Here is a 26,756-nt window from a genome sequence, read left to right as displayed (position 1 = left end):
GTGGCGGGCCGCGCGGCAGGAGGGTCGCGCGGCCCGCCACGAGCACTCACGTGCCGAAACGGATCCAGTTCAGGCTCACGAAAGGCGCGGGCTGGCCGCTGGTGAACGTGATGTAGACGTCGTGCGTGCCGGTGACGCCGGAGATGTTCGCGGGTATCGTGCGCCAGCTCTGCCAGCCGCCGGTGTTGGCGATGGCGAAGCTGCCGACCGGTGCCGCGGTCGGGCTGTCCAGCCGCACCTCGACCAGGCCGCTCACCCCGCCGGACGCACCGGACGCGGCCCGTGCGACGAACTGGGTGGCCGTGCGCGAGCCGAACCTGACGCCGGAGAACCGCAGCGAGTTGCCGTTGGCCAACTGCGCCACCGCCTGACCGCCGTCACCCGACACGATGGATCCTCCGGACCGCGACGTCGCCTGCTCGGCCTGGATGTCGGCGAACGCGTCCCAGCCGCTGCCGCCGGGCGGGTTGGTGGTGGTCGTGGTGGTGGGCGGCGTGCCGCCTCCCGCCGTCCACACGGCGACGTAGTCCACCAGCATCGAGTGACCCGGCACGGTCGCCGCAGTCGGCGTGCCGTGACCGGCCACGCCGTTGGGGAACGCGCCGCCGATGGCCAGGTTCAGCAGCAGGAAGTAGCCCGCGTGGCTGGTCATGTTGTTCCACGTGGTCGCGTCCATCTGGTTCTGGGTGACGCTGTGGAACTGCTGGCCGTCGACGTACCAGCGCAACGCCTTGGGCGAGGAGCTGTCGTCCCACTCGAACCGGTAGGTGTGGAACGCCGACTGGCACGTCGAGCCGGGGCACGCGCGGCTGGCGCCGAGGCCGTTCGTCTCGTTGCACGGCCCGCCCGGGTTCACGCCGCAGTGCAGCACGCCCCACACGGAGTTGATGCCGTTGACGTTCTCCATGACGTCGAACTCGCCGATGGCGGGCCAGTTCCAGTAGTTGCCCCGGTACGGCGAGCCGAGCGCCCAGAACGCGGGCCAGTAGCCGAGCGCGGCCTGGCCGGTGACGTTGGGCATCTGGATGCGGCCCTCGATGGCGAGCTTGCCGCCCGCCGGCGCCTTGAAGTTCGCCCGCTGGGTCTCGATGCGGGCCGACGTCCAGTTGCCCGCGCCGTCGCGCAGCGCGGTGATGCGCAGGTTGCCCGAGCCGTCGAGCTTGATGTTGTTCGTGCTGTTGGTGTAGTTCTGGATCTCGCCGGTGCCCCAGTTGCCGGGGCCGCCCGGGTAGCCGTGGCCGAGGTCGAAGATCCAGTTCGAGGACGACGGCAGCGTGTTCGCGGAGCCGTTGAAGTCGTCGCTCCACTGCAGCGACCAGCCCGGTGGGGTGGGCGGCACGGAGGCGTCGGCCGACATCGTGGCGACGACAGCCAGCGGCACGGCGGTGATCAGGGCGGCAGCGGTCGCGAGGACTCGTCGTCGTCTGCTCGGGCTGAACTCCATGAGCGGTGACCTCCTTGTCACAGTCGCCAAGGCACGACCACTTCATGAGAGCGCTCTCACAGAGATCGTTCAAGCGCCGAACGGCCCAAAGCCGCTACTTGGCGTCGGCGTAGGAGTCCACCGCCACGGCTTTGAGCGGAAAACGCACCGGAGTCGCGCCGAACACCAGCCGGGACGCCTCCCCGCCCGCCGCCGTCACCTCCGCGCACACCACCTCGGCCAATTCCGCCGGGCAGTGCACCAGCACCTCGTCGTGCTGGAAGAACACCAGGTGCGCGCCCCGGGCCGACTGGTGCAGCCGCCGCCGCAGCACGCCGAGCAGTGCCGCCGTCCAGTCCGCCGCGCTGGCCTGCACCACGAAGTTGCGGGTGAACCGGCCCCAGTCCCGCGCGGCCCGCCGCGACTGGCGCAACGCGTCCTCGCCGTCGTCGGTGCTGCCGGTCATGGCGCGCCACGCGTCCGAAGGCGGCGGGCTCGTGCGACCCAGCCGCGAGCGCACCACCCGGCCCTGCTCGCCCGCCAGCGCGGCGGCCTCCACGTACCCGACGGCCTCGGGGAAACGGCGGCGCAGCACGGCCATCGCGGGACCGGCGTTGCCGCCCGTGCCGCCGTACATCGCGGACAGCATGGCGAGCTTCGCCTTGCCCCGGTCGCCGTCGAACGCCTCCGCGGCCAACGACGTGTAGAGGTCGTCGTCCGACGACACCTCGGTGAACCTGTGGTCGTTCGACAACGCCGCCAGCACCCGCGGCTCCAGTTGCGCCGCGTCCGCCGCCACCAGCTTCCACCCCGGATCGGCCCGCACCGCCGTGCGCAGCACGCGCGGGATCTGCAACGCCGCACCGCCCCGCGTCGCCCACCGCCCGGACACCACGCCGCCCACCACGTAGTCCGGCCGGAACCTCCCGTCCGCGACCCACGCGTCCAGCCACGACCAGCCGTGCGCAACCCACAGCCTGGCCAGTTCCTTGTACTCCAGCAGCGGCTCCACGGCCGGGTGGTCCACCCCCTTGAGCACCCAGGCACGTGCCGAGGGGACGTCGATGCCCTCCCGGGCGAACGCGCGCACGATCCCCGGCGGGTGGTCCGGGTTGACCTGCCTGCCGCCGAACGCCGCCGTGATCCGGTCGGCCAACTCGGCCAGCCGTGCCGGGCGCACGCCGTTGGCCGGGCGCGGGCCCAGCGTGTCCACCAGTAACTGGTCGTGCACGTCGGCCCGCCAGGGCAGGCCGAAGTGCGTCATCTCGGCGGCGGCCAACGCACTGGCGGACTCGGCCGCGAACAGCAGCCGCAGCCGGTCGGCGTGCGGGAGCGTGGCGGCCAGCCGCTGCTGCTCGGCGTGCACCGCGACCACCGCGTCGAGCGGGTCGGCGTCACCGGGCAGCGGTTGCTGCTCGGGCTCGAACAGGGTCGGCTGGGTGTCGCGCTTGCGCGGCCCGTGGTCGTCCGGCACGGGCAGCCCGCGCAGCCGGGCGAGCGCCGCGCCCAGTCCACGCGGCTCGCCGTGCCGCCCCTGGTAGGCCAGCAACAGGTACTCGACGTGCGCCAAGTCCTGGCACCGCTCCACCCGCACCCCGCGCGCCAACAGGTCGGGGTAGACCTCCGCCGTCTCCGCCCACAGCCACCGGGGTCGGTGCCGATCCTCCAAATCGGACACCGCCGCCGCCAGGTCCGCCGTCGCCACCACGGGTCCCTCGGGCACCCCGGCGTCGGAGAGCACGCGGAAGCGTCCCGCGTTCCCGCCTTCCGACACCAGGGCCACCAGCATGACCTGATTGTGCCGACAGGGTCCGACAGTGTTCGATTGCGCCGCCTCCGGTGTCGCGGCTCGGTCGCCTGGAAGACCGACGCGACCTCGCGGGGGGGTGTCCCCATGGGGTTGTCAAGCCGCAGCCGGGGCGTGGTGGCGTGGTGGTGGCGGTCGCCCGATCGTGGCCGGAGGCTGGGGGCAGGATGTGCCGGTGGACCGCACCCTGTCGCCCGGTGAGCTGCTGGACCCGCGGTACGAAGTGGTGCCGTTCCACGGGCGCGTGGAAGAGCTGGCCGAGCTGGAGCGGTGGCGTGCCGGCGACGCGGCGGCCTCCGTGCTGCTCCTGCACGGCCAGGCGGGCGTCGGCAAGACGCGGTTGGCCCGGCAGTTCGCCACCGGCTCGGACGTCCTGGTCGTGGACGACGCCGACCTCGTCCCCCGGCTCGACCTGCGGCAACCCCGCGTGCTGCTCATCGCCCGGACCACCGGCTGGTGGTGGTCCTCGATCAGCCAACGCGCCGCGCGCCTCGGCTACCGGACCGCGCACCTCGCCGTCGAGCCGTGCCCGGACGAGCACGAGACGTCCTTCGCCACCGCCTGCGCCCACTTCGCCTACGCGCTGGGCCTCCCGCTCCCGACCGCGGCCGCACCCGACGCGCCGACGTTGCACGACCTGCACCTGGCGGCGCTGATCGCGGTGTGCGGCCCGCCCGCCCACTGGCTGGTGCCCACCGACCCGGTGCACGGCCGGCTCGCCGAGGACGTCCTGGCCGCCGCGCTGCTGGACGACCGGATCACGCCCGACCGCACCCCGGAGGCCCTGGAGACCCTGCTCCGCGCCGCCGCACGCCTGCCACACGCCCGCCGCCGCGCCGAGGAGCTGTTCACCGCCCACCCGGAACTCGCGGACAACGCCACCACCGCCACGCTGAGGATCCTCGCCGAGTGGCCGGCACCGGCCGCTGCCGTCGCCCGCCGCGTCTTCGACGACCCCCGCTTCGCCGGCGACCCGCTGCCCGCCATCCTCACCCGGACCCTCGCGCGGGACGCCGACCAGCGGCTGGAACGGGCCGAGCTGCACGGTCTGCTGGCCGCCCGCGCGGCCCTCGCGTCACTGCACGAAGAAGCGCTGGCGGCGGCCCGCCAAGAGGTCGCCCTGTACCGCGAACTGGCCGAAGAGGACCCCGCCGAGCACCGCGCGGCGGTCGCGGACGCGTTGGCGGACCTGAGCCTGCGGTACCTCGCGGTCGGCCGGCCCGAGGACGCCCTCGCCGTGTCGGAGGAAGCCGTGGCGCTGTGCCGGGTCGTCGCCGCCGCGGACCGCGACTGCACGCCGCAGTTGGCCCGCGCGCTCGACCAGCTCAGCCGGCGGCACGCCGCGCTGGGCCACCGCGACGAGGCGTTGGCCGCGCTGGAGGAGGCCACCGACCTCTACCGCGCGCTCGCCGAGGTCCACCCGAAGCTGTTCCGGGTGGACCTGGCGAACCTCACCCGCCAGCGGGCCGGGCTAACCCGTGGTGACCAGTGAGCGGAGGAAGAACGCCACGTTCGCCGGGCGCTCCGCCAGCCGCCGCATGAAGTAGCCGTACCACTCGTCGCCGTACGGGACGTACACGCGCATCCGGTTGCCCGCCGCGGCGAGGCGGCGCTGCTCGTCCGGCCGGATGCCGTACAGCATCTGGTACTCGTAGCTGTCCGGCGACCGGTCCTTGGCCAGCTCGCCCGCGATCGCGATCAGCCGCGGGTCGTGCGAGGCGACCATCGGGTAGCCCTCGCCCGCCATCAGCACCTTCAGGCACCGCACGTACGACCGGTCGACGTCGGTCTTGTCCTGGAACGCCACCGAAGCCGGCTCCTGGTACGCGCCCTTGCACAGCCGCACGCGCGACCCCGCGTAGGCGAGGTCCCGGCAGTCCTGCTCGGTCCGCTTCAGGTACGCCTGCAGCACCGCGCCGACCCACGGGAAGTCGACCCGCAGCTCGCGCAGGATGCCCAGCGTCGAGTCGGTCGTGGTGTGGTCCTCCATGTCGAGGGTGACCGTGGTGCCGACCGCGCCCGCCGCCGCGCAGATGCGGCGGGCGTTCTCCAACGCGATCTTCTCGCCGTCCGCGGGCAGGAACTGGCCCACCGCGGACAGCTTCACCGACACCTCGGCCCGCTCGGTGTGCCCGGCGAGTTCGAGCCTGCGCAGCAGGTCCAGGTACGCCTCGACGGTGGCCGTGGCCTGTGCCGCGTCCCTGGTGTCCTCGCCGAGGTGGTCCAGCGTGACGTACCGGCCGTCGGTCAGCACCTCGCCGGTGGTGCGGACGGCGGCGTCCACGTCGTCACCGGAGATGAAGCGCTTGACGACGGGCCTGGTCAGCGGCGTGCGTTCGACCAGCTCGCGGATGGACCCGGAGCGCGAGGCGGCGAGCAGCGCGGAGCGGAGCATGATCACCCCTGGTGCGGGTAGCGGTAGGAGGTCGGAGCCGCGAACGTCTCCTTGATCGAACGGGGGCTCACCCAGCGCAGCAGGTTGTGCACCGAGCCCGCCTTGTCGTTCGTGCCCGACGCCCGACCGCCGCCGAACGGCTGCTGGCCGACGACCGCGCCGGTCGGCTTGTCGTTGACGTAGAAGTTGCCCGCGGCGAACCGCAGCTCCCGCTGCGCGTGCGCGATGGCGGCCCGGTCCTGCGCGATGACGGCGCCGGTCAGGGCGTACGGTGCGGCGCTCTCCATCTGCTTGAGCACGGTGTCGTAGTCGGCGTCCTCGAACACGTGCACCGCCAGCACCGGCCCGAAGTACTCGGTGGTGAACACCTCGTGCTCGGGGTTGGTGCCCAGCAGCACGGTCGGCCGCACGAAGAAGCCCTCGGAGTCGTCCGCCGTGCCGCCCGCGACGACTTCGAGCTGGTCGTCGGCGTGCGCGGACTCCAGCACCCCGGACAGCTTGTCGAACGAGCGCCGGTCGATGACCGCGCCCATGAAGTTCGACAGGTCCGTGACGTCACCCATGGTCAGCGACTCGACGTCGGCCAGGAAGTCGTCCTTCACCCGGTTCCACACCGAGCGGGGGATGTACGCGCGGGACGCGGCCGAGCACTTCTGGCCCTGGTACTCGAACGCGCCGCGGACCAGCGCGGTGCGCAGCACGTCGATGTCGGCAGACGGGTGCGCCAGCACGAAGTCCTTGCCGCCGGTCTCGCCCACGATCCGCGGGTACGAGCGGTAGTTCGCGATGTTCGCGCCCACCTGGCCCCACAGGTGCTGGAACGTGCGGGTGGAGCCGGTGAAGTGGATGCCCGCGAGGTCCGGGTCGGCCAACGCCACCTCGGACACGGCCAGGCCGTCACCGGGCAGCAGGTTGATCACGCCGGGCGGCATACCGGCCTCTTCGAGCAGCCGCATGGTCAGGTGCGCGGCGAAGCTCTGCGTCGGCGACGGCTTCCACAGCACCACGTTGCCCATCAGGGCGGGCGCGGTGGGCAGGTTGCCCGCGATCGCGGTGAAGTTGAACGGGGTGATCGCGTAGACGAAGCCCTCCAGCGGGCGGTGGTCCGTGCGGTTCCACACACCGGGGGAGGACTGCGGCTGCTCGGCCAGCAGCTGACGGCCGAAGGAGACGTTGAAGCGCCAGAAGTCGATCAGCTCGCAGGCGGCGTCGATCTCGGCCTGGACGGCGGTCTTCGACTGGCCGAGCATGGTGGCCGCGTTGAGCGTGGCCCGCCACTTGGTCGCGAGCAGGTCCGCGGCGCGCAGCAGGATCGCCGCGCGGTCGTCGTAGGACAGGGCACGCCACGCGGGCGCGGCCTGCTTGGCGGCGGCGATGGCGTCGCGGGTGTCCTGCTCGGTGGCGCCGTGCAGCGTGCCGAGGACGGCGCGGTGGTTGTGCGGCTGCACGACGTCGAAGCGCTCGCCGCCGCCGACCCGCTGCTCACCGCCGATGGTGAGGGTCAGCTCGGTGGGCTCCTTGGCCAGTTCCGCCAGCTTGGCCTGCAGCTGCGCCCGTTCCGGGGTGCCGGGGGCGTAGCTCAGGACGGGCTCGTTCACCGGTGCGGGGACCGTGGTCACGGCATCCACAAGCAGCTCCTTCGCCACAAGGTTGGGGTTGTCCCAACGGTAGGACTTCCAACCATGCGTCCCGTTGTCCGCACGTCTAGGCTTGGCCACCCGTCGTTGTGGAACTGGACAAAGATGAGCCTGCGGCAGGTCCTGATCGCGCTCGGTGATCCGCTGGTCGAGGTGCAGGTCGCGCCGCACGGGCTGGAGGCCGACGTCCTCGACGTGGTGATCCTCGATCCCGACGACACGCCCGACGTGCGGCCCGGTGACCTCGCGCTGGTCATCGGCGCCCGCGGCCGTGCGGCGTCACCGCTGGTCAGGGCGGCCGGGGCCGGGGGAGCGGTGGCCGTGGCGGTCAAGGTGGACACGCCGTCGCCGGTGCTGCGGCAGGCGGCGGCGGACGCGGGCGTGGCGCTGCTGGCGGTGCGGCCGGAGGTCCGCTGGGAACACCTCGAGTCGCTCGCCCGGGGTGTCGTGCACAACGCCCGCCTGACAGCCGACGCGGGCGCGGGCGAAGTCCTCGGCGACCTGTTCGGCCTCGCCCAGACCATCGCCTCGCTGACCGGCGGCATCGTCAGCATCGAGGACACCGCCAGCCGGGTGCTGGCCTACTCCCGCTCCACCGACGAGGTGGACGAGCTGCGCCGGCTGTCCATCCTCGGCCGCCAAGGCCCGGAGCCGTACCTCAAGATGCTCCGCGAGTGGGGCGTCTACCAGCGCCTGCGCTCCGGCGAGGAGGTCGTCCGCATCGACGAACGGCCCGAGCTGGGCATCCGCCGCCGCATCGCCGTCGGCATCCACGCGGGCGCGCAACCGCTGGGCACGATCTGGGTGCAGGAAGGCACCACGCCGCTCACCGAGCAGGCCGAACGGGCGCTGCTCGGCGCCGCCCGCGTCACCGCCCTGCACCTGGTCCAGCAGCGCGAGCCCGCCGCCGCGTTCCGGGAGAACCTGCTCGCGTCCCTGCTCGACGGCCGGATGGACGCCGAGGCGATCGCCGAGCAGATCGGCGCCGACCCGGACAAGCCCGCCGCCGTCGTGGTCTTCGCGCTGCGCGGCCAGGAGCACGCCGACCGCACCGAGCACGAGCTGCGCCGGGCCGAGATGACCAGCCTGATCTCCGTGCACGCCGCCTCGTACCGGCGCAGCGCCCTGGTCAGCCGGCAGAGCGGGCGCACGTACGCCCTGCTCACCGACCTGCCGCCGAAGGCGCCGCTGCTCACGTTGACCAAGGAGATCGTGGCCGCCGCGCGCAAGCACATGGGCCTGCGGGTGCAGGGCGCGATCGGCTCCACCGTGCCCACGGTGGACGAGGTGATGATCTCCCGGGCCGAGGCCGACCGCGTGCTCGACGCGATGTCGCGCGACCTCGACGCCGAGGTGGCCACGCTCGAAGACGTCCGGTCCCGGGTGTTGATCAGTGAAACGCTCGCCCTTTTGGGTGAACATCCACGCATCCGCGATCCGCGGCTCAGCCGGCTCGATGGGGAACTGGCTCGTTCTCTTTTGGCGTACCTGGACGAATTCGGCGATGTCAAAAGCGCAGCCGCGAAGCTGCACGTCCACCCGAACACGCTGCGATACCGCGTGCGACGTGCGGCGGAGGTCGGCGGATTCGATCTCGACGACCCGCTGCTCCGGTTGTTCGCCCAGTTGCAACTCAGGCTGGGCTGAGCCGGCGGCGCCGCGCGCCGTACCCTCCGGGAGTGAGCACCCAAGCCCGCGGCAGCGACTTCGCTGAATTGTCCAGGTTGGTCAAGCAGCAAGGTCTGCTCGACCGGCGCATCGGTTTCTACATCACGTTCTCGGTCGGCGTCCTCGCCGCGTTCGCCCTCACCGGCGTATCCATGGTGCTGATCGGCGACTCGTGGTGGCAGCTCGTGCCGGCCGTCGTGCTCGCCGTCGTCTTCACCCAGATCGCGTTCCTCGGTCACGACGCGGGCCACCGGCAGGTGTTCGCCGACCACAAGGCCAACCAGACCATGGGCCTGCTGCTCGGCAACCTCCTCATCGGGGTCGGCTACGGCTGGTGGATGGGCAAGCACACCCGCCACCACGCCAACCCCAACCACGAGGACGAGGACCCGGACGTCGACATCGCCGTCCTCGCGTTCAGCGCCGAGCAGGCCGAGCGCAAGCGCGGCTTCTTCCGCTGGGTCGTCAAGCGCCAGGCGTTCCTGTTCTTCCCCCTGCTGCTGCTCGAAGGCTTCAGCCTGCACATCATCAGCGCCGCCGCCGCGGCCCGCCGCGAGGTCAAGGGCTGGAAGCTGGAGCTCGTGCTGCTGAGCGTGCACGTCGTGGTCTACCTGGGCGCCGTGTTCCTGCTGATGTCCCCGGTGAAGGCGCTCGTGTTCATCGCGGTCCACCAGGGCCTGTTCGGCGTCTACATGGGCATCTCGTTCGCGCCCAACCACAAGGGCATGCCCGTGCTCCAGGCGGGCCACCAGCTCGACTTCCTGCGCAAGCAGGTGCTGACCTCCCGCAACGTCACCGGCGGCTGGTTCACCGACTTCCTGCTCGGCGGCCTGAACTACCAGATCGAGCACCACCTGTTCCCGAGCATGCCGCGACCGCACCTGCGCCGCGCGCAGGCGCTGGTCCGCGACTTCTGCCACCGGCAGTCGGTGTCCTACGCGGAGTGCGGCCTGTTCACGTCGTACGGGTACGTGTTGAAGTACCTGCACGAGGCGGGAGCTGAACTACGCGGTACAGGAAAGCTCGCTCCAGCAGGGTCCAGGTAGTCGTCGTCACCAGGTAGATCCCGGCCGCCAGCGGCAGCACGGCGGCGATCAGCACCGTCCCGAACGGCAGGAGCCGCAGCAGCCGCGCGAACGGCGGCTGCGGCCCGCCGGTCTTCGCCGCGATCGCCGCCTGCCAACGCGATGTGGCGAACGCGACCGCCGTGAGCACGGCGAACAGCGCCAGGAACACCGGCGTGTGCGTCCAGACCCCGAACCAGGACGTGCCGAGCGGCACGCCGAGCAGCGTGCCGTCCAGCAGCGGGTTCGGGGTCGTGACCAGCCGGTACATCACCATGAAGAACGGCGCCTGCACCAGCGCGGGCAGGCACCCGGCCAGCATCGACGTGCCGTTGGACCGGTACAGCTCCAGCGTCTTCTCCTGGAGCTCGACCCGGTCCTTGCCGTACTTGTCGGTCAACTTGCGTACTTCGGGCGCCAACGCGGCGCGGGCTTTCTCACCGCGCACGGCGGCACGGCTGAGCGGGTGCATGAGCAGCCGCACGGCGGCGGTGAACGCGACGATGGCCAAGGCGGGCGTGGCGAACGCGGCCAGGGCTGAGCCCAGGGCGTGGAACAAGGGGGAACTCCGTCCTCAGAGCGGGGAACTGCGGGCCTCAGGAGCTGAGGCCGAGTCCGGGCGCTCGAGGACGGGGACGGCCCGCCGCGTCGGGGTCGCGCAACCGCAGGAACGCGGCGCGCAGGGACTTCTCGCGGATCGACAGCGACCGCACCCACGCGGGCGCGGCCTGGACCACCGGCGCGGCGGTGAGCAGCAGCACGACCAGGGCCACGGCCGTCACGGCGGCCAGCACCTCGGTGGGCGTGCTGAGCAGGGTGAGGGCGTAGAGAGCCGGCAGGTACAGCGCCAACAGCAGCCGCAGCCTGGTCATGCCCTCACCTCCCCTCACCGCACTGTACCCACGAGAGCGGGTCGTGCGGGGTGGTCGTAGCGCACCGTCACATCGGCTTGCGGCTCGTACGAGGCGTACGCGGGCAACGTCCACCGCCACTCGTCGGGCACCTGTCGGTCGAGCGCTCCCGACGACAGCCACAGGTGCACGGTCAGCTCCGCGGGCAGCCACTTGTCCAGCAACACCGTGCCGTCGACCAGCAGCACGCCACCGGCGCCGAGCGTCACGTAGTCGGCCCGGTGCGCCCGGTCGGTCTCGGCGTTCCACAACGCCGGCAGCACCCGCCCCGACCCACCGGGGTCGAGCGGTTCCAGCACCTCGCGCAGCAGCCCGCCCACGTCCAGCCACGAGTCGCGGAACGAGTCCGGGTCCTCGTGCCCGTACTCCAGCCGCACGGACGCGGGCCGCAGGAAGTCCCACGCCGACACCCGCAGCACCGGACGGCCCAGCGCGCGCAGCGGCTCCACCAGGGCGTCCGCCAGCTCGCCCGGCTTGGTCGGCAGGGCGCCGTCGACCAGCACCCGCGCCCACGTCGTGCGCGGCAACGCGTCGATCCGCCCGACCAGCTCGGCCACGAGGGTCTGCGGCGAGAGGGGGACGACCTTCACGGCAGCGGGTGGTCCTCCCAGCCGGCGGGCAGCACGGGCACCGGCCAGTCCGGGTCCGGCTCCCAGGACGCCCACGCCGGGTCCCACCAGGTCGTGCCGGCCGTCAGCATCGCCTCGACCTCCTTGCCGGTGCGCCGGATGCGTTCGGCCTCGTCGGGGTCGTACTTGCCGTCGGCGACCATCTGCTCGAACTCGTCGCGGTCCAGCTCCTGCCAGTCGCCGTCGACCGGTGCCCAGAAGTCCAGCGCGTGGTCGAGCGTGTCGAAGCCGAGGGCGGTGCGGCGGAACGGTGCCTGGAGGTTCAGGTAGTAGCCCGCGAACCGGCGCTGCTCGCCCTGCCAGTACAGGTCGACCGAGTAGGCGTCGCCGGGTCGGTGCAGTTGCAGCTTGCCGATGCCTTTCCAGTGCGTTCGGCCCAACTCCTGCCAGTGGTGCGTGCGCGGGTGGGGGTAGAAGCCGAACCCGGTGCCGGGCGCGGTGAACACGACCAGCAGGTCAGGCCCGTCCTCCACCACTCTCGTCGGGGTCACCACCCACGGCTCGCCGTGCAGCACCTCGCGGCGCAACGCCACGTCCCCCGGCCGGAAGTACCCCATGCTGATCAATCTAGTGCGCGTCTCAGACGGGTGGTCGCCACCTCTCGGCGCGGATCGGTGCGGGGCAGCAGCAGGACCAGGCGTTCCAGCACCGTCACGTCCTCGGTCACCAGCCCGAACGCCCACAGCGCCTCGACGTCACCGCGTTCCAGCACGCCCCGGCGCAACGCCGCCGCGAGGTCCTCCCGCTCCTCGCACACCACCGGCGCCTCGGACCGGGGGAGCAGCTCACCCCGGTACGCCGCCGCGGCCGTGCCGACATCACCGGCACGCAGGGCGTCACGCATCGCCAGGAAGTCACCGCGCACGTCCGCCGAGAGCCGATAAGGCCTGGTCAGCAGCACCCCGCCCAACTGCGCGCGCAGCCGGTGCAGTTCCGCCCGCACGGTCGTCGGGTTGCCGCGTTCGCCGTACAGGCGCAACGCCAGCTGCTCGGCCGTCAGCCCGCGCGGGTGCAGTGCCAGAGCCGTCAACAGCTCCGCGTGCCGCAACGACAGCGGCAGCGCCCGCCCGTCCAGCGAACCCTTCGCCCCGCCCAGGAACCGCAGCGACAGCACGGGTCTTCGGGTGCCCTGTCGTGGCACCCGCAGCAGATACCCCTCGTCCAACTGCTCCAGGACCGCTTCCCGTCCGTCGGCCAGCCGCACGCTGCCGTCGTGCACGTCCACCCGCGTGGCCAGCAGGCCGTGCGGTTCGGCGGCCAGCACCCGGCCGCTGGGGCTCAGCAGCGCGCCCGGCTCGCCGCGCAGGCCGATCAGGTGCCGCATGTTCACCGAGCGCAGCCGTTCGTCCCGGGCGGCCTGCCGCACCTGCAACTGGCCCTCCGCGAGCCGTGCCGCGGCCGACACCAGCGCCACCATCGCCGGGTGCGTGCTGCGCAACGGGCCGCTGACGTCGACCACGCCGATCGTGCGGCCGGTGTCCGGGTCGCGCACGGGGCTCGCCGCGCACGTCCACCCGTGGTAGGTCCGCACCAGGTGCTCGGCGGAGTGCACGGTCACCGGACGGCCCACCGCCAGCGCCGTGCCCATCGCGTTCGTGCCGATCGCGGGTTCGGCCCAGCACGCGCCCTCGGTCAGCCGGACCCGTTCGGCCAGGCCGCGCACCGAGTTCGCGCCCTCGCACCACAGGATGTTGCCGTCCGCGTCGGTGATGATCATGACGTGCTCGGCCTCGTCGGCGATGCCCACCAACGTCTCGCGCAGCACCGGCAGCGCCGCCGCGAGCGGGTGCGCGCCACGCCGTTCGACCACTTCGGCCGGGTCGAGCACCACCGGCGGCTCGTGCCGGTCCGGGTCGACCCGCGCGGCCAGCGAGCGCCGCCACGACTCCACGATCAGCTCACGCGCCCCGCGCGCCCGATCCCCGCTCAGCACGGTCTCGCGCACGCGCGCGAGCCGTCGCGGGTCCGGTTGCATGGGCGCCTCCCCGACCAGGATGACCCGGCCGCGCCGGTCGCGGCAAGCGAATCGCTGGTCCGTTCGGGTGCAACGCGACTGCAACGTTGTGCCGTCCACGCTGCTCCCGTCGATCAACGCGGGGAGGCGTCATGGGCAGGTTCGCGGCACCGGGCGAGCGGGGCGGCGTCGGGTCGTACCGGGACCGGTACGACCACTTCATCGGCGGGGAGTACGTGCCGCCGGCCGAGGGCGGCTACTTCTTCGACCGCACCCCGGTCACCGGTGAGGTGTTCACGGCGATCGCCCGCGGCACCGCCGAGGACGTGGACCGCGCGTTGGCCGCCGCGCACGCCGCCGCACGCGGGTGGGGCCGCACGCCGCCCGCCGAGCGCGCGACCGTGCTCAACGAGATCGCCGACCGCGTGGAGGACCACGTCGAGGCACTGGCCGTCGCCGAGACCTGGGACACCGGTCGGCCCGTCCGCGAGGCGCTGGCCGACCTGGCCAGCGCGGTGGACTGCTTCCGCCGCTTCGCCGCGGTGATCCGGGCGCAGGAGGGCGGCGTCACGCAGCTCGGCGACGACCTGGTGGCCTACCACTTCCGGGAGCCGCTCGGGGTGGTCGACCGGCTCGTCCCGTGGCACTCCCCGCTGCTCACGGTCGCCGCGGACCTCGCGCCCGCGCTGGCGGCGGGCAACCCGGCGGTGCTCAGACCGGCCGAGGAGGCGCCCGCGGTGGTGCACGCGCTGGTGGACCTGGTCGCCGACCTGCTGCCGCCGGGCGTGGTCAACGTCGTCAACGGCGTCGGTGGGGAAGAACCGCCGGTCGGCAGGGGTGCGGACGTCTTCTTCGCCGACGTTGCCGCGAGCCGTGACGCGTTCTACGACCGGGCGCTGGAGGGCTTCGCCACGTTCGCCCTCGACCGGGCGCTCGTCCAGAGCCCGATCCACGACCGGTTCCTGGCCGACGCCACCGAGCGCGCGCGGACGGCCAGGCAGGGCCACCCCCTCGACACCGCGACCGCGGTCGGGGCGGTGATCAACCGCAACCACCTCGACCGGACGTTGTCCATGATCGAGGTCGCCGAGCGGGACGGCGCCCGGGTCCTGTGCGGCGGCGGGCCCGCGGACCTCGGCGGCGAGCTGTCCGGCGGGTGCTACCTGGAGCCGACGGTCATCGTGGGCGAGTCGCGGGTCTGCCGGTCCGACCTCGTCGGCCCCGTGGTGTGGGTGAGCGCGTTCGACCACTTCGACGACGCGGTGAAGGAGCTGGGCGCCGCCGCGCCCGGCGTCGGCCTGTGGTCCAGGGAGGCGGGCGTGGGCTTCCGGGCCGGTCGACGCGTCGCCGCACGCCGCGTGCGGGTCAACACCTTCCGGTCCGGCGACGACCACGAAGACCACCGCGCCCTGCTCGACCAGTACCAGCGGACGAAGACGATCCTGGTCGAGCAGGGCTGAACCCGGTTACCAGGGCACCTGCGGCGAGGCGTAGTAGTTCACGCCCATCACGTCCCACCGGTCGGCCTGCGCCGCCAGCCGGACCTTGAACTTCTCCCAGTCGTGGGTCGACCACGGCGACCAGCCCAGCTCGGCGATCGCGGGCAGCCGCGGGAACGCCAGGTACTCCAGGTCGGCCGTGTTGGTGATGGTCTCGCTCCACAGCGGCGCCTCGACACCGCGCACCGCTTCGGCGGGCAGGCCCTCGATGTACGCGCCGGGGTTCCAGTCGTAGGCGTCCTGCACGTCGGTGTACCCGGCCCAGCTCAACCCGAGCTTGGTGTCGGCGTCGTACTTCATGTCCAGATACGCCTTGGTCGCGGGCGACAGCACGATCCGACTGCCGCGCGCGGCGGCGGCGACCATGTCCGGCGCGACCGTCTTCGTGCCCCAGAACTGCGGCACCGCCGACGCGGGCGGACCGGACTTCACGAACTCGTGCCAGCCGGTCGCGGTCTTGCCGTGCTTGGCGACCAGCGGCAGCACCTTGTCCATGAACAGGTCGAAGTCCGGGTCGGTGGTGGCGTGCGCCTCGTCGCCGCCGATGTGCAGGTACTCGCCCGGCGTCAACGCGGCCACCTCGCGCAGCACGTCGTCCACGAACTTGTAGGTGATGTCCTTGTCGATGCACAGGGAGCTGAAGCCGACCTCGATGCCGGTGTAGAGAGGCGGGGCGACGCCGTCGCAGTTCAGCTCCGGGTACGACGACAGCGCGGCGTTGGTGTGGCCCGGCATGTCGATCTCCGGGATCACCGTGATGTGCCGTGCGGCGGCGTAGGCGACCAGGTCCTTGTACTGCTCCTGGGTGTAGAAGCCGCCGGGACCGCCGCCGACCTCCGTGCTGCCGCCGTGCGCGGTGAGGTTGGGCCAGCTCTTGATCTCCAGCCGCCAGCCCTGGTCGTCGGTCAGGTGCAGGTGCAGCCGGTTGATCTTGTAGAGCGCGATCTGGTCGATGTACCGCTTGACCTCGTCGGGCGAGAAGAAGTGCCTGGCCACGTCGAGCATCGCGCCCCGGTGGGCGTAGCGCGGGTAGTCCAGCACCCGGCCGCCGGGCGCCGTCCACGGACCGCGCTGCCTGGTCTTCGCCTCCACCTTCGCGGGCAGGAGCTGGCGGAACGTCTGCACGCCCGCGAACAGGCCCGCCGCCGTTCGCGCCCGGATCAGCACGCCCCGCTTGGTCACGTCGAGCTGGTAGCCCTCCGCGCCGACGCGGGGGTCCGCGCCGACGAGCAGCAGCGAGATGTGCCGCCCGGACGCACCGGGCACGACCGGCAGGCGGTAGCCCGTGGACGGGCGCAGCACGCCCGCCAGGAACTCGCCGACCTGCCGCGCCCCGGCCGAGCCGGGCTGGGTGTGGATCCTGGTGTCCGGGCCGAGCGTGAACGTCACGCCCGGTCGCGGTGTGACTGTGACGGGAGCGGGCACGATGTGCTGCAACGGCGTCTCCGGAGCTGCTTGGGCGGGAACCGCCGCGCCCACCGCGCCGACGAACAGCAACGCGACGAGCACTCGACCGAACCCGCGCCGTCCGGCGCCTTCTGTAAGAAGCACTGACGTCCTCCTGGCCAGCGTGGATCACCGAGCGGCGGCTCACGCCACCGTTTCAGCCGCACCAGGAGGTGTCAAGGTCCAGACCAATTACCGCAGCTTCGGCTTGCCGAGAGCACGCCACACAGCGGGGAACCGGTCCTCGACGCGCTGCGCCGCGGCCGTCTCCAGACCGTGCAGCAGGCCGAACGTGAAGCCGTTCTCGTTGTCGAGCTGCGCCTTCGCGCCCAGTTCCCGCAGCACCGGCCGCGCCACCACGCCGTCCTGGTGCTCGCCGAGCAGCTCCTGCACCGCCTTGACCTTCTTGCGGTACTTCTTGGCCCGCTCGCCGAACCGGGGTTCGGACACCTCCACCGCGTACCGCAGCCGCTTCGCCGCCTTGCGCGCCTCGTGCAGCTCGAAGTCGTCGTGCGCGCCCTCGGCCCGCTTCGCCAGCCTGCGGTAGGTCCTGTCGACCAGCGCGGGCAGCGCCTTCGTGGCCTTCTGACCCGCCACCGCCGTGAACGGCGGGTCGGCGATCAACGCGTCGACCGCGTCCAGCAGGGCGAAGTACCGGTCGCTGTCCAACGCCGCCACGGCCGACTCGTGCGCGGCGGCCTCCAGCGGGCCGAAGTGCCGGGTGAGCTGCGCCCGCACCGGGCCGAGCACCAGCTCCCGGTCGAGCGCGCCGACGGCGCCCTCGAACCGGGTCCGCAGCACCTCCAGGTCACGGGCTTCGCCGAGCACGCCCGCGAGCCACTTCAGCTCCTCGGTCAGCTGACGCGTGTCGTCGCGTTCCACGATCGTGCCGAAGGCCTGGAGCGCGCTGCGCATCCGCCGGGTCGCCACCCGCATCTGGTGCACGGCGTCGTCCTCGCCCCGGCGCACCCGCGGGTCCTGGTGCTTCAACGCGTCGGCCTGCTCCCGCAGGTAGGCCAGCACGACGTCACCGGCGGACTTGGCCGGCGCCTTCGGCTTCGGCGGCGTGGTCGTGGCCATCCGGTCGGCCAGCAGGCGGGTCAGCTTCGCCGACGAGGTGGACCGACTGATGCCCGCGTCCGCCAGCCGTGCCTCGACCCGGTCCAGCAGCGCGACGTCACCGCGTTCGCCCAGCTCCACCTCGATCTCGCGCCACGAGTCGACCGGCGAGTCGTCCGCCAGGGCCTGCCCGGACACCAGGTCCTCGACCACCTCGGTGAGCAGGCGGCCCTTGTCGTCCACGAGCTGCCAGCGCTGCCGCGTCGTCTGGATGCGCGCCACCGGCGCCAGCTCGTTGCCGCGGGCGTGCACCTGGACCAGCGAGCCGAGCTGCTTGGGCGGGTGCTTGGCCGCGCGGCCTGGTGGGAGCCGCACCTCCTCCCGCGTGTCCACGCCCGCGGGCAGCTTCAGGTGCCAGCCCGCGTCGTCGCCGCCCGTGCGGCGGCGCAACGTCAAGCCGGCCCGTGCCAGCCTCAGGTCCGCGGTGTCGTAGTAGACCGCCTCCAGTCGTTGTTCCTCCGGGCCCGCCACGGCGGCCACGCCGGGCAGGTCGGCCAGGTCCGGCAGCGCGGTGCCACCGGCCGCCTCGTACTTGCGTTCCGTCTCGTGCACCGACGTTGACATGTACAAGACATACACCGTTCGACCGCTGTTCAGACGTGTCACCGTGCGTGATCGCCCGTTAACCAGGCCGGGGGTTTGTGTCGGCCCGTACGCGTGGTCTTCCGGTTTCGTCCCTGGACTGGACCTCCCGGTGCGGTTGGCTGGATCGCGTGCCCACTGAGAAGGAACGGCTCGACGAGGTCGAGCCGACCGTCGCTGATCTCGTCGCCACCACCCAGGCGCTGACGGCCGAGCTCGGTCGGGTGAGCGCCCGCCTGCTCGTGCTGGAACGGCGGTTGTCCGGCGCCGGGTCCGGCCCGGACGAGGACCTCGACTCGACCGAGGGCATCACCGAGACCGTGGCCGCGCTGCGCGCCGCCTGGGACGCCGAGCAGGACCTGCTGGCCGACTCCGTCCGCGCCGAGCTGCGGGCCGAGGTCGCCGAGTACGAGTCGTTGAAGGAGCAGATGGACGCGGGCCTGGCCAAGCTGTCGGCCGGCCGGATGCCGCGCTTCGAGCGCGACGCCTTGCAGCACGAGGTGCAGAACCTGGAGTGGCGGGTCACCGCGCAGGAAGCGGGCGCGATGGCCGCCGACCGACGACTGGCCGCCGACCAGCTGGCCGCCGAGGAGCCGTGGCGCGCGGAGGCGGTGATGGCAGGCGACAAGGCGCGCGAGGAAATCCTGGACATCGCCCGCCACCGCCTGGACCGCGCCCTGGCCGCCGACACCCGCCTGCCCCTGTGGTTCCGCGTGGGCCTGGGCGAGATCACCAGCCCCGACCCGTCACGCTGGGTCGAAGCCGCCGTCGCCCTGGTCGCCTACCGCCTCGAGTACGGGGTGACGGACCCGATCTCCCCGCTGGGCGAGATCCCCTCGGCTGCCTCGGGCTTCGCCGCCTGGGTCCGCCGCGCCGAAGCCCACACCGACATCGTCGACCAGCTCGAATCCCTGCGCCCCTGAGCCCTCTCGCTCCGAGCCCTGCGTCCTAGCAGGTCTTCAGCATGACGGCCAGCGCGTCGCGTTCCGCCTCGTCCACCGTCAGCGCGTACAGCGTCTTCACCGAAACCACGGCCCGCGCGTACGTGCACCAGTAGGTCTCCACCGGAGGCTTCCACTTCGCCGCGTCCTGGTCGCCCTTGGCCCGGTTGCTGCTCGCCGTCACGGCGATCAACTGCAACCCGCCGAGGTCGTTGGCGAACTTCTCCCGCTGCTCGTCGGTCCACTTGTCCGCGCCCGAACGCCACCCCTCGGCCAGCGCCACGACGTGGTCGATGTCCAGCTCGCCCGGGTCGGTCACGACCTTGCCGTCGTACGCGCTCGTCCACGTCCCCGACGTGATCTTGCAACCGTTACCGGTCCGCACGTCCGCACCTTGCCGCTGCAGCACGACGTCCCGCGTGTCGCACCCGTCGCCCTGACTGCTCCAGTGCGGGAAGCGGTCGCGGCTGTAGCCCGCCATCTTCGCCTCGGGTGCCACGGTCAACGCCGCCAGTTGCGCGGCCGGGTCGTCGCCGGGCGCGGCCGGGCCCGGTGGGACGGTGGCCGTTGACGACGTGTCGGGCAGCAACAGGTCGGTGCCGCAACCGGCGATGATCATGAAGATCACCAGGACACCGCTGATCACTGCCGCCGACCGCTTGCCGCTCATGCTCCCCATGATCAGCGATGATCGCCCCGACCGGAACACCGGGGCCGAAATCGTCCGGAATAATCCCGGACGTGCGCCGCCTTCGACAGTCGTTCGACGTGGTAGTGCCGGCCTTGGTCGGGGTGCTCGTCGCGTTCACGGTCGTGGCGACGTCCGCCTTCACGGCCGCGATCGCGGTACCCGCCGCACTCGTGGCGCTGGCGTCCGGTGCCGCACTGTGGTGGCGCCGCCGCAAACCCGTGCTGGTCATGGCCATCACGCTGGTCGGCGGCTTGGTCGTGCAGCTCGTCGCGCCGCTGACGGTGTTCCCGCTCGCCGCGCTCGTCGCCATCGGCTCGCTGGCCGCCGCGCGCTCGCCGCGGTTCTCCTTGCCCGCCTTGGTCTTGCTGCTCGGCGTGATCTCGCTGAACTTCCGCACCACGACCGCCGAGGACACGCAGTTCGTGATGGCGGTCGCGGTGGTGGTGTGCGCGGTGGGTGAAGCGGTGCGCAATCGGCGGGTCGCGTTGGCGCAAGCGGCGCAACGCGCGGTCGGTGAGGAGCAGGCGCGGATCGCACGGGAACTGCACGACGTCATCGCGCACGGCGTCTCGGTGATCGTGGTGCAGGCCGCGGCGGCGGACGACGTGTTCGACCAACGGCCCGACCGGGCACGGGAAGCGTTGCGCTCGATCGACGCGACGGGTCGGGCGACGCTGGAGGAGTTGCGCAAGCTCCTCGGCGCCGTGCGGCCGGAGAAACGTCCTGGGCTGGACCGGCTGGCCGAACTCGTGGAACCGCTGCGGGCCGCGGGTTTGCACGTCGACGTGCGCCTCGACCCCGTGCCGCTGCCCGCCGGTGTCGACCTGTCGGCCTACCGGATCGTGCAGGAGGCGCTGACGAACACCCTCCGCCACGCGCACGCCGGCCGTGCCGAAGTGGTGGTGCGCAACGACTCCGGCGTGCTGGAACTGGAAGTGCGCGACGACGGCCGGGGCGGTGTGGCGGGATTCGGTCGCGGCATCACGGGGATGCGCGAACGCGCGGCGCTGCTCGGCGGCACGGTCGACGCGGGCCCGTTGCCCGAAGGCGGTTTCCGGGTGCACGCCCGCCTGCCGCTGGCGGTGACCGCGTGATCCGCGTGCTCATCGCCGACGACCAGGCGTTGGTGCGCGGCGGTTTCCGGATGATCCTGGAGTCGCGCGACGACCTGGACGTGGTCGGTGAGGCGGCTGACGGCGCGGAAGCGGTCGCCCTCACCGCGTCCCTGGACCCGGACGTCGTGCTCATGGACGTGCGGATGCCCGGTGTGGACGGCCTGGAGGCGACCCGCCGCATCGTCACGTCCGGCAGCCCGGCCCGGGTGCTGGTCCTCACCACCTACGACGTGGACGACTCGGTGTACGCGGCGCTGCGCGCGGGCGCGGGCGGGTTCCTGCTCAAGGACGTGCGCCCGTCCGAGCTCGTGGAAGCCGTCCGCGTCATCGCCCGCGGCGACGCCCTCCTCGCGCCATCGGTCACCCGCCGCCTCCTCGACCGCTTCGTCGACACCCTCCCCGCACCCTCGCCCCGTGCGCTGGACGCGTTGACCGGCCGTGAGGTCGAGGTGCTCCGGCTGGTCGCGCTGGCCCTGTCGAACGCCGAGATCGCCGAGCACCTCGTGCTCACCGAGGCCACGATCAAGACGCACGTGTCCGCCGTGCTGCGCAAGCTCGGCCTCCGCGACCGCGTCCAAGCCGTCGTGCTGGCCTACGAAGTGGGGCTGGTCCGGCCGCGCTCGGTCTGAAGACGGAGACCGGACACCGTTCTCACGCCTGATGTCCCGGGCCCGCGGCGCTCCTACCGTTGCGGCCCATGTCCCGCAACCTCCGCGCCGCGTTGGTCCTGTTCCTGCTCGCGCCACTCGTGGGCGAGTTCGTGCTCGGCAACATCCCGTTGTCCGAGATCGCCGCGATCATCGTCCTCGCGCCGATGTACGGCGGGGGAGCGCTGCTGATCCGCGAGATCGCCCGGCGCACCGGCCGCGGCTGGCCGACCATGCTCGTGCTCGGCCTGGCGTACGGCGTGCTGGAAGCCGGCCTGCTGGACCAGTCGCTGTTCAACCCGTCGTTCGAGGAGTACGAGTTCCAGGCCGTGACACCGGTGCCGGCGCTCGGGATCAGCGCGTTGAACGGCTACGCGTTCATCGTCGGCCACGCCGTCTGGAGCATCGGCGTGCCGATCGCCCTGGTCGAATCACTGGCCTGGCGGCGGCGCACCACCCCGTGGCTCGGTCGCACCGGCTTGGTCGTCTTCTCGCTGGTCTTCCTGGCCGGTTCCGCCCTCGTCTTCCTGATCCTGCTCAACGAAGAAGGCTTCATGGCCACGCCCGCGCAGCGCATCGGCGCCGCCGTGGTCGTCCTGGCCCTGATCGCGGTGGCGTTCCTGATCCGGCCGCGTGCCGCGGTGGCACGACGTGTGCCTCGCCCTGGGCTCGTGGGCGTGGGCACGTTCGTCGTCTCGTCGGCCTTCGTCGCGGTGCCGGAGGACTGGACCGGTTTCGGCCTGAAGGTCGCGTTGACGGTCGTGGCCGCCACCGCCCTGGCGTGGTGGGGCCGGAGCACGGGGTGGGGCGCCGCCCACCGGTTCGCGGTGGCGGCCGGCGCCCTGGTCACCTACACGTGGGTGGGGTGGATCCTGGTGGAGAAGTCCGCCGGAGCACTCATCGCCCACGCCGTCCTCGTCGTCCTCACGTGGGCTTTCCTGTTCGTGGTCCGACAGGCCTCGGTCAGGGTCGGCTCGTGAGGTACCCGCCCATGTGCGTGAAGTACTCCGTCGCACCCAGCTCCGTGCCGTCCTCCGTGCGCACCCGCTTGACCAGCAACGCGTGGTTGCGCCCACGCCGTGCCTGCGCGCCCGCGACGATCGCGACACCGTCACCCTCGCGGTAGAAGATCCGACCGGGCGTGCCGCCGTAGCGCTCCTGGGACACCTCGGCCTCCAGGATCTCCAGCCGCTTGCCCTTGTGGAACGCGAACGCGCTCGGGTACGGCGGGCACTGGGCGCGGACCAGCCGGTCCAGTTCGTCGGCCTCCCACGTCCAGTCGATGCGCAAGTCCTCTTCCGCGCGCTTGTGGAAGAAGCTGGCCTTCGACCGGTCCTGCTTGGTGAAGTCCGTGCGGCCCCCGGCGATCTCGGCCAGGCCGTCCACGGTGATCGGCCCGAACAGCTCCAGGGTCTTGTGGAACAGGTCCGCCGTGGTGTCGCGCGGGCCGACCGGGACGGCGCGCTGCAGCACGATGTCACCGGCATCCAGCGTCTCGTCCATCATGTGCGCGGTGACGCCGACCTCCTTCTCGTCGTTGATCAGGGCCCAGATCAGCGGCGAGAAGCCCGCGTAGGCGGGCAGCAGCGAGTCGTGCACGTTCAGCGTGCCGTGCTTGGGGAGGGCGAAGATGTGCGGCGGGATCCAGGTGCGCCAGTTCGTGGCGACGATGACGTCCGGCTCGACCTCCTTGAGGCGCTGGAACAGCTCGTCGTCGTCCGGTCGGTTGCGGATGATCGTCTCGACGCCGTGCTCGGCGGCCAGGTCCGCGACCGAGTCGCTCCAGATGCGCTCGTAGGCGTGGTCGCTCTTGGGGTGCGTGACGACCAGCACCACCTCGTGCTCGGAGTCCAGCAGTGCCTGGAGCGTGCGGTGACCCCAGGTCTGGTAGCCGAACATGACGACCCGCATGGGAGCTCCTCCTTGGATAGGCTCGCCTAAGTTATCCAACCCTAACCTAATAACCCTGGGCTAGCCTTTGCGGGTGATCCTCGACCTCAAGGTGGTGGGCGGGCGGGTCGTGACCATGGACCCGGCCCGGCCGGTGGCGTCCGTGATCGGTGTCTGGGCCGGGCGGATCGTCGGCCTGGACGACGACGTCGCCGACCTGCCCGCGCGCCGGGTGGTCGACCTCGGCGGCGCGACCGTGCTGCCGGGTTTCGTGGACGCCCACAACCACCTCGCGTGGGCCGGACGCGCGGCGCGGACCCCGGACGTGTCGTCCTGCGCCACCGTCGCCCAGGTCCTGGACGTCCTGCGCCACGCACCGCGTTCGTCGGGCTGGGTCGAGGCGGCCGGGTACGACCACCGTGCCCTGGACCGCCCGTTGACCTCGCGCGACCTGGACCTGATCGGGCCGCGGATCTACGTGCAGGACCTGTCCGGGCACGCGTGCGTGGTCAGCGGCGACGTGCTCGCCGTGCTGCCCGCGTCGGCGTTGCGCGACGCCCAGCGTGACGCGACCGGCACCCCGACCGGCTTCCTGGCCGAAGCCGCGCAGACGGCCGTGCGCGCGCTCCGGCTGCCGTACTCGTTGGACGACATCGCGGCGGACGTCGAGTCGGGCGCGCACCAGTGCCTGCGGGAAGGCGTCGTGCTGGCCGCCGAAGCCGGTGTCGGCGGTGGCCTGATCGGCAGCAGCCCGTTGGAGGTCGAGGCGTACCAGCGGGCTTCCCTGCCCATCCGGATCCAGCTCATGGTGTCCGCGGACCGGCTGGAACCCGTTGCCGCGCACGCGACCGACGGCATCCGGCGTGCCGTGCCGCTCGGCCTGCGCACCGGCCTCGGCGACGACCGCCTGTCGATCGGCCCGCTCAAGCTGTGGACGGACGGCGGCATGATGGCCCGCACGGCGGCGTTGACCTGGCCGTACGAGGGCATGGACACCGCCGGTCAACTGCAGGACGACCCGGACCTGATGCGTGCCGCGATCGTCGACGGGCACGCCGCCGGCTGGCAGTTGGCCGTGCACGCCATCGGCGACCGCGCCGTCGACTTCGCCCTGGACGCGGTGGCTGAAGCGCAGCGCGCCGTGCCGCGCCTGGACGCCAGGCACCGGATCGAGCACTGCGGGCTCGTGCGGCCCGAGCAGCTGGACCGGATCGCCGAGCTGAACGTGATCCCGGTGATCCAACCGTCCTTCCTCTGGGCGTACGGCGACGACTACGCCAGGATCATGGGCGCCGAACGGGCGCCGTGGATGTACCGGGGCAAGTCCTTCCTCGACCGCGGCATCGTGGTGGCGGGCAGCTCGGACCGCCCGGTGGTCGACGGCAAACCGTTGCGCGGCATCCAGTTCATGGTCGAACGGCGGTCGAAGGAAGGACACCCCATCGGCCCGGACGAGGTCGTCTCGGTGCGCGAGGCCATCGCCGCCTACACGATTGGCGCGGCCTACGCGTGCCGCCGCGAACACGCGCTGGGCAGCATCACGCCGGGCAAGCTGGCCGACTTCGCCGTCCTCGAAGTCGACCCGCTGACCTGCGACGCCTCCGAGATCGGCGACATCGGGATCGCGGCCACCGTCGTGGGCGGCGACTTCGCCCACGACCCGGCCGGTTTCACCACCGCGTGATTGTCAGGCGCTCATCCGCCAGTGCACCACGTACCCGGCCGCCTCGGCCGCGATCAGCGCGTCCAGCTTCGCCAGGTTCGTCCGCCGGGACATCCGGAACGCCCGCCCGCGCCGCGCGTCCAGCACCAGCGGCACCGCGCCCGGCAACGTGTCGGAGACCGTCTGCTGCAGGATCCGCAGCCCGACGTTGGCCGCCTCCTGCGTCATCGGGGTCTCCTTCACGTACACCAGCACCGCCGCCCGCGACCCGTCCGGCAACCGCAACCCCAGGTGCGGCCGGACGCGCAACGCCAGGTCACCGGCCTGCCACCGGGCCGCCGCGGTCGGCACGCCGGTCGCCCTCGTCGCCAGCAGCCACGGCAGGAACCCCTCCCGCAGCTCCTCGAACGCGCGCGGCTGACCGGCCCGGGGCTGCCGGTGCGCCGCCTCCACCGCCTTCTCCAGCTCCGCGGCCGGGTCGGGCGAGTTCGCCGCCCGCCGCATCGCGTCCCGCATCGGGTTGTAGAACCCCGCCACCCACTGCTCGGACGACAGGTAGATGCGGCGCTGCTCGGACACGATGCTGATCCGGCCACGCTGGCCGCTCATGACGTACTCGGTGAAGGACAGGGCGGTGACGCTGATCGGCTCCACGACAAGCTCCCCTCGCGCGCGATCGAACTCGTGTTCGATTCTACCGAGGGGGTCCGACAATCCGCGGGCTGCGAACGGGCTATCCCACCGGCCACGCACCCCCGTCCGACGAGCGCCTAAGCTGCCGGGCGGGGGAAGGAGCAAGCCGTGGGTGAACGACCGGACATCGACCTGACCAGGCCGAGCGCCGCCCGGGTGTACGACTACTACCTCGGCGGTGCGCACAACTTCGCCGTCGACCGGGAGATGGCCGAGCAGGCGATCTCGATGTGGCCCGAGCTGCCGCTGATCATGCAGGCCAACCGGGCGTTCCTGCGCCGTGCCGTGCAGTTCTGCGTGCGCGAGGGCGTGACCCAGTTCCTCGACCTCGGCTCCGGCATCCCCACCGTGGGCAACGTGCACGAGGTGGCCCGTGAAGCCGCACCCGACTCGCGCGTGGTGTACGTCGACAACGACCCGATCGCGGTGACGTACAGCCGCACGATCCTCGGCGACGACCCCCGGACCACCGTCGTCCAGCACGACCTGCGCGAGCCGGACGAGGTGCTGGCCGCCCGCGAGGTCACCGGCCTGCTCGACTTCGACCGGCCGGTCGCGGTCATGCTGGTCGCGGTGCTGCACTTCGTCCAGGACGACCCGGCGAAGATCATCGCCGCCTACCACGACGCCGTGCCGCCGGGCAGCTACCTGGTCATCTCGCACGCCACCCACGACGGCCAGGACACCCAGGCCGACGAGCACACCGACCTGTACCGGCGCCGCACCGCGACCCCGATGACCATGCGGTCCAAGCCGGAGGTCGAGGCGCTGTTCGAGGGCTACGAGCTGGTCGAGCCGGGTGTCGTGCACCTGCCGCTGTGGCGTCCGGCGTCGTCGGAGGACGTGGACGAGCACCCGGAGCGGTTCGCCGGCCTGGCCGCGGTCGGCCGCAAGCTCTGACGAAACCGAGTGGTTCGCACCTTCGAGTGATCGCGCCCCGTGGGCCATCGCCGTTGTTGTAGTTTTGTGACCTGGCAGGTGC

At 72.1% G+C, this 26,756-nt stretch carries 24 protein-coding genes; 10 read left to right on the top strand and 14 right to left on the bottom strand.

Annotation, left to right across the window (positions count from 1 at the left end):
* Window positions 1–46 precede the first annotated feature (46 nt).
* Together B0I31_RS10890 and B0I31_RS10885 are read right to left on the bottom strand one after the other, a co-directional pair.
* A complete protein-coding gene (locus tag B0I31_RS10890) occupies window positions 47–1,444 on the bottom strand; it encodes a carbohydrate-binding protein (RefSeq protein WP_106615183.1) in 1,398 nt (465 codons plus the stop codon).
* A gap of 94 nt (window positions 1,445–1,538) precedes the next feature.
* The gene (locus B0I31_RS10885; RefSeq protein ID WP_106615182.1) at window positions 1,539–3,212 is read right to left on the bottom strand and encodes a bifunctional 3'-5' exonuclease/DNA polymerase; all 1,674 of its coding nucleotides are present in this window, start codon (window positions 3,210–3,212) and stop codon (window positions 1,539–1,541) included.
* A 193-nt stretch (window positions 3,213–3,405) separates the two neighbouring features.
* On the opposite strand from B0I31_RS10885, the gene B0I31_RS10880 reads away from it, so the two are divergent.
* Window positions 3,406–4,722, top strand: coding sequence for a tetratricopeptide repeat protein (locus tag B0I31_RS10880; protein WP_181320095.1), 1,317 nt, complete (start codon window positions 3,406–3,408; stop codon window positions 4,720–4,722).
* On the opposite strand, the gene B0I31_RS10875 is transcribed toward B0I31_RS10880, so the two are convergent.
* Together B0I31_RS10875 and pruA are read right to left on the bottom strand one after the other, a co-directional pair.
* Window positions 4,702–5,625, bottom strand: coding sequence for a proline dehydrogenase family protein (locus B0I31_RS10875; protein ID WP_106615180.1), 924 nt, complete (start codon window positions 5,623–5,625; stop codon window positions 4,702–4,704). The genes B0I31_RS10880 and B0I31_RS10875 overlap by 21 nt on opposite strands.
* A gap of 2 nt (window positions 5,626–5,627) precedes the next feature.
* Window positions 5,628–7,253: an L-glutamate gamma-semialdehyde dehydrogenase gene (gene pruA, locus B0I31_RS10870; protein WP_106615179.1), complete on the bottom strand. Its 1,626-nt coding sequence runs from the start codon at window positions 7,251–7,253 to the stop codon at window positions 5,628–5,630.
* A gap of 114 nt (window positions 7,254–7,367) precedes the next feature.
* On the opposite strand from pruA, the gene B0I31_RS10865 reads away from it, so the two are divergent.
* Window positions 7,368–8,909, top strand: a complete 1,542-nt coding sequence (locus B0I31_RS10865) for a PucR family transcriptional regulator (RefSeq protein WP_106615178.1) — start codon at window positions 7,368–7,370, stop codon at window positions 8,907–8,909.
* Between the two features lie 32 nt (window positions 8,910–8,941).
* Complete coding sequence (locus tag B0I31_RS10860) at window positions 8,942–9,976, top strand: fatty acid desaturase family protein (protein ID WP_245949801.1); 1,035 nt, start codon at window positions 8,942–8,944, stop codon at window positions 9,974–9,976.
* On the opposite strand, the gene B0I31_RS10855 is transcribed toward B0I31_RS10860, so the two are convergent.
* The 5 genes from B0I31_RS10855 to B0I31_RS10835 are packed head-to-tail and all read right to left on the bottom strand — an operon-like array spanning window position 9,885 to window position 13,509.
* Window positions 9,885–10,553, bottom strand: a complete 669-nt coding sequence (locus B0I31_RS10855) for a YidC/Oxa1 family membrane protein insertase (protein ID WP_106615177.1) — start codon at window positions 10,551–10,553, stop codon at window positions 9,885–9,887. The two genes, B0I31_RS10860 and B0I31_RS10855, sit on opposite strands and share 92 nt — an antisense overlap.
* A gap of 37 nt (window positions 10,554–10,590) precedes the next feature.
* The gene (locus tag B0I31_RS10850; RefSeq protein WP_106615176.1) at window positions 10,591–10,866 is read right to left on the bottom strand and encodes a DUF6412 domain-containing protein; all 276 of its coding nucleotides are present in this window, start codon (window positions 10,864–10,866) and stop codon (window positions 10,591–10,593) included.
* Between the two features lie 14 nt (window positions 10,867–10,880).
* Complete coding sequence (locus B0I31_RS10845; RefSeq protein WP_181320094.1) at window positions 10,881–11,495, bottom strand: nucleoside/nucleotide kinase family protein; 615 nt, start codon at window positions 11,493–11,495, stop codon at window positions 10,881–10,883.
* Window positions 11,492–12,091, bottom strand: coding sequence for a ribonuclease FAU-1 family protein (locus B0I31_RS10840; RefSeq protein ID WP_106615430.1), 600 nt, complete (start codon window positions 12,089–12,091; stop codon window positions 11,492–11,494). Before B0I31_RS10840 ends, B0I31_RS10845 begins: the two co-directional genes overlap by 4 nt.
* 5 nt (window positions 12,092–12,096) lie before the next feature.
* Window positions 12,097–13,509 (bottom strand): GAF domain-containing protein, encoded by a 1,413-nt coding sequence (locus tag B0I31_RS10835; RefSeq protein ID WP_106615175.1) that lies wholly within the window; start codon window positions 13,507–13,509, stop codon window positions 12,097–12,099.
* Window positions 13,510–13,640: 131 nt separating this feature from the next.
* On the opposite strand from B0I31_RS10835, the gene B0I31_RS10830 reads away from it, so the two are divergent.
* Complete coding sequence (locus B0I31_RS10830) at window positions 13,641–14,948, top strand: aldehyde dehydrogenase family protein (protein ID WP_106615174.1); 1,308 nt, start codon at window positions 13,641–13,643, stop codon at window positions 14,946–14,948.
* A gap of 6 nt (window positions 14,949–14,954) precedes the next feature.
* Here the strand turns inward: B0I31_RS10830 and B0I31_RS10825 are convergent, their stop codons facing one another.
* Together B0I31_RS10825 and B0I31_RS10820 are read right to left on the bottom strand one after the other, a co-directional pair.
* A complete protein-coding gene (locus tag B0I31_RS10825; protein ID WP_181320093.1) occupies window positions 14,955–16,538 on the bottom strand; it encodes a beta-N-acetylhexosaminidase in 1,584 nt (527 codons plus the stop codon).
* Window positions 16,539–16,625: 87 nt separating this feature from the next.
* Complete coding sequence (locus tag B0I31_RS10820) at window positions 16,626–18,116, bottom strand: CYTH and CHAD domain-containing protein (RefSeq protein ID WP_106615429.1); 1,491 nt, start codon at window positions 18,114–18,116, stop codon at window positions 16,626–16,628.
* A 149-nt stretch (window positions 18,117–18,265) separates the two neighbouring features.
* Between B0I31_RS10820 and B0I31_RS40500 the strand changes: the two genes are divergently transcribed.
* A complete protein-coding gene (locus tag B0I31_RS40500; protein WP_181320092.1) occupies window positions 18,266–19,057 on the top strand; it encodes a hypothetical protein in 792 nt (263 codons plus the stop codon).
* A 25-nt stretch (window positions 19,058–19,082) separates the two neighbouring features.
* Here B0I31_RS40500 and B0I31_RS10810 read toward each other — a convergent pair whose 3' ends face one another.
* A complete protein-coding gene (locus B0I31_RS10810) occupies window positions 19,083–19,745 on the bottom strand; it encodes an HNH endonuclease family protein (RefSeq protein WP_245949800.1) in 663 nt (220 codons plus the stop codon).
* Window positions 19,746–19,816: 71 nt separating this feature from the next.
* Here B0I31_RS10810 and B0I31_RS10805 point away from each other — a divergent pair, with 71 nt between their 5' ends.
* From B0I31_RS10805 to B0I31_RS10795, 3 genes are all read left to right on the top strand, one after another.
* Window positions 19,817–20,860, top strand: coding sequence for a sensor histidine kinase (locus B0I31_RS10805; protein WP_219910658.1), 1,044 nt, complete (start codon window positions 19,817–19,819; stop codon window positions 20,858–20,860).
* On the top strand, window positions 20,857–21,510 hold the full coding sequence (locus B0I31_RS10800; protein WP_219910657.1) for a response regulator: 654 nt from the start codon (window positions 20,857–20,859) through the stop codon (window positions 21,508–21,510). The genes B0I31_RS10805 and B0I31_RS10800 overlap by 4 nt, the downstream gene beginning before the upstream one ends.
* 68 nt (window positions 21,511–21,578) lie before the next feature.
* Window positions 21,579–22,508 (top strand): hypothetical protein, encoded by a 930-nt coding sequence (locus B0I31_RS10795; RefSeq protein WP_106615170.1) that lies wholly within the window; start codon window positions 21,579–21,581, stop codon window positions 22,506–22,508.
* On the opposite strand, the gene B0I31_RS10790 is transcribed toward B0I31_RS10795, so the two are convergent.
* The gene (locus tag B0I31_RS10790) at window positions 22,492–23,439 is read right to left on the bottom strand and encodes a methionyl-tRNA formyltransferase (RefSeq protein ID WP_106615169.1); all 948 of its coding nucleotides are present in this window, start codon (window positions 23,437–23,439) and stop codon (window positions 22,492–22,494) included. The genes B0I31_RS10795 and B0I31_RS10790 overlap by 17 nt on opposite strands.
* Window positions 23,440–23,512: 73 nt before the next feature.
* On the opposite strand from B0I31_RS10790, the gene B0I31_RS10785 reads away from it, so the two are divergent.
* On the top strand, window positions 23,513–25,102 hold the full coding sequence (locus B0I31_RS10785; protein ID WP_219910656.1) for an amidohydrolase: 1,590 nt from the start codon (window positions 23,513–23,515) through the stop codon (window positions 25,100–25,102).
* Window positions 25,103–25,105: 3 nt separating this feature from the next.
* Here B0I31_RS10785 and B0I31_RS10780 read toward each other — a convergent pair whose 3' ends face one another.
* Window positions 25,106–25,735, bottom strand: a complete 630-nt coding sequence (locus tag B0I31_RS10780) for a hypothetical protein (RefSeq protein WP_181320091.1) — start codon at window positions 25,733–25,735, stop codon at window positions 25,106–25,108.
* Between the two features lie 147 nt (window positions 25,736–25,882).
* Between B0I31_RS10780 and B0I31_RS10775 the strand changes: the two genes are divergently transcribed.
* Window positions 25,883–26,674 carry an SAM-dependent methyltransferase gene (locus B0I31_RS10775; RefSeq protein ID WP_106615168.1) on the top strand — a complete coding sequence of 264 codons (792 nt, stop codon included), beginning with the start codon at window positions 25,883–25,885 and terminating at the stop codon, window positions 26,672–26,674.
* Window positions 26,675–26,756 lie beyond the last annotated feature (82 nt).

It is taken from the genome of Saccharothrix carnea (genome assembly GCF_003014735.1).
In the GTDB taxonomy this organism is placed as follows: domain Bacteria; phylum Actinomycetota; class Actinomycetes; order Mycobacteriales; family Pseudonocardiaceae; genus Actinosynnema; species Actinosynnema carneum.
This window is presented reverse-complemented; position numbering and strand designations above follow the sequence as displayed.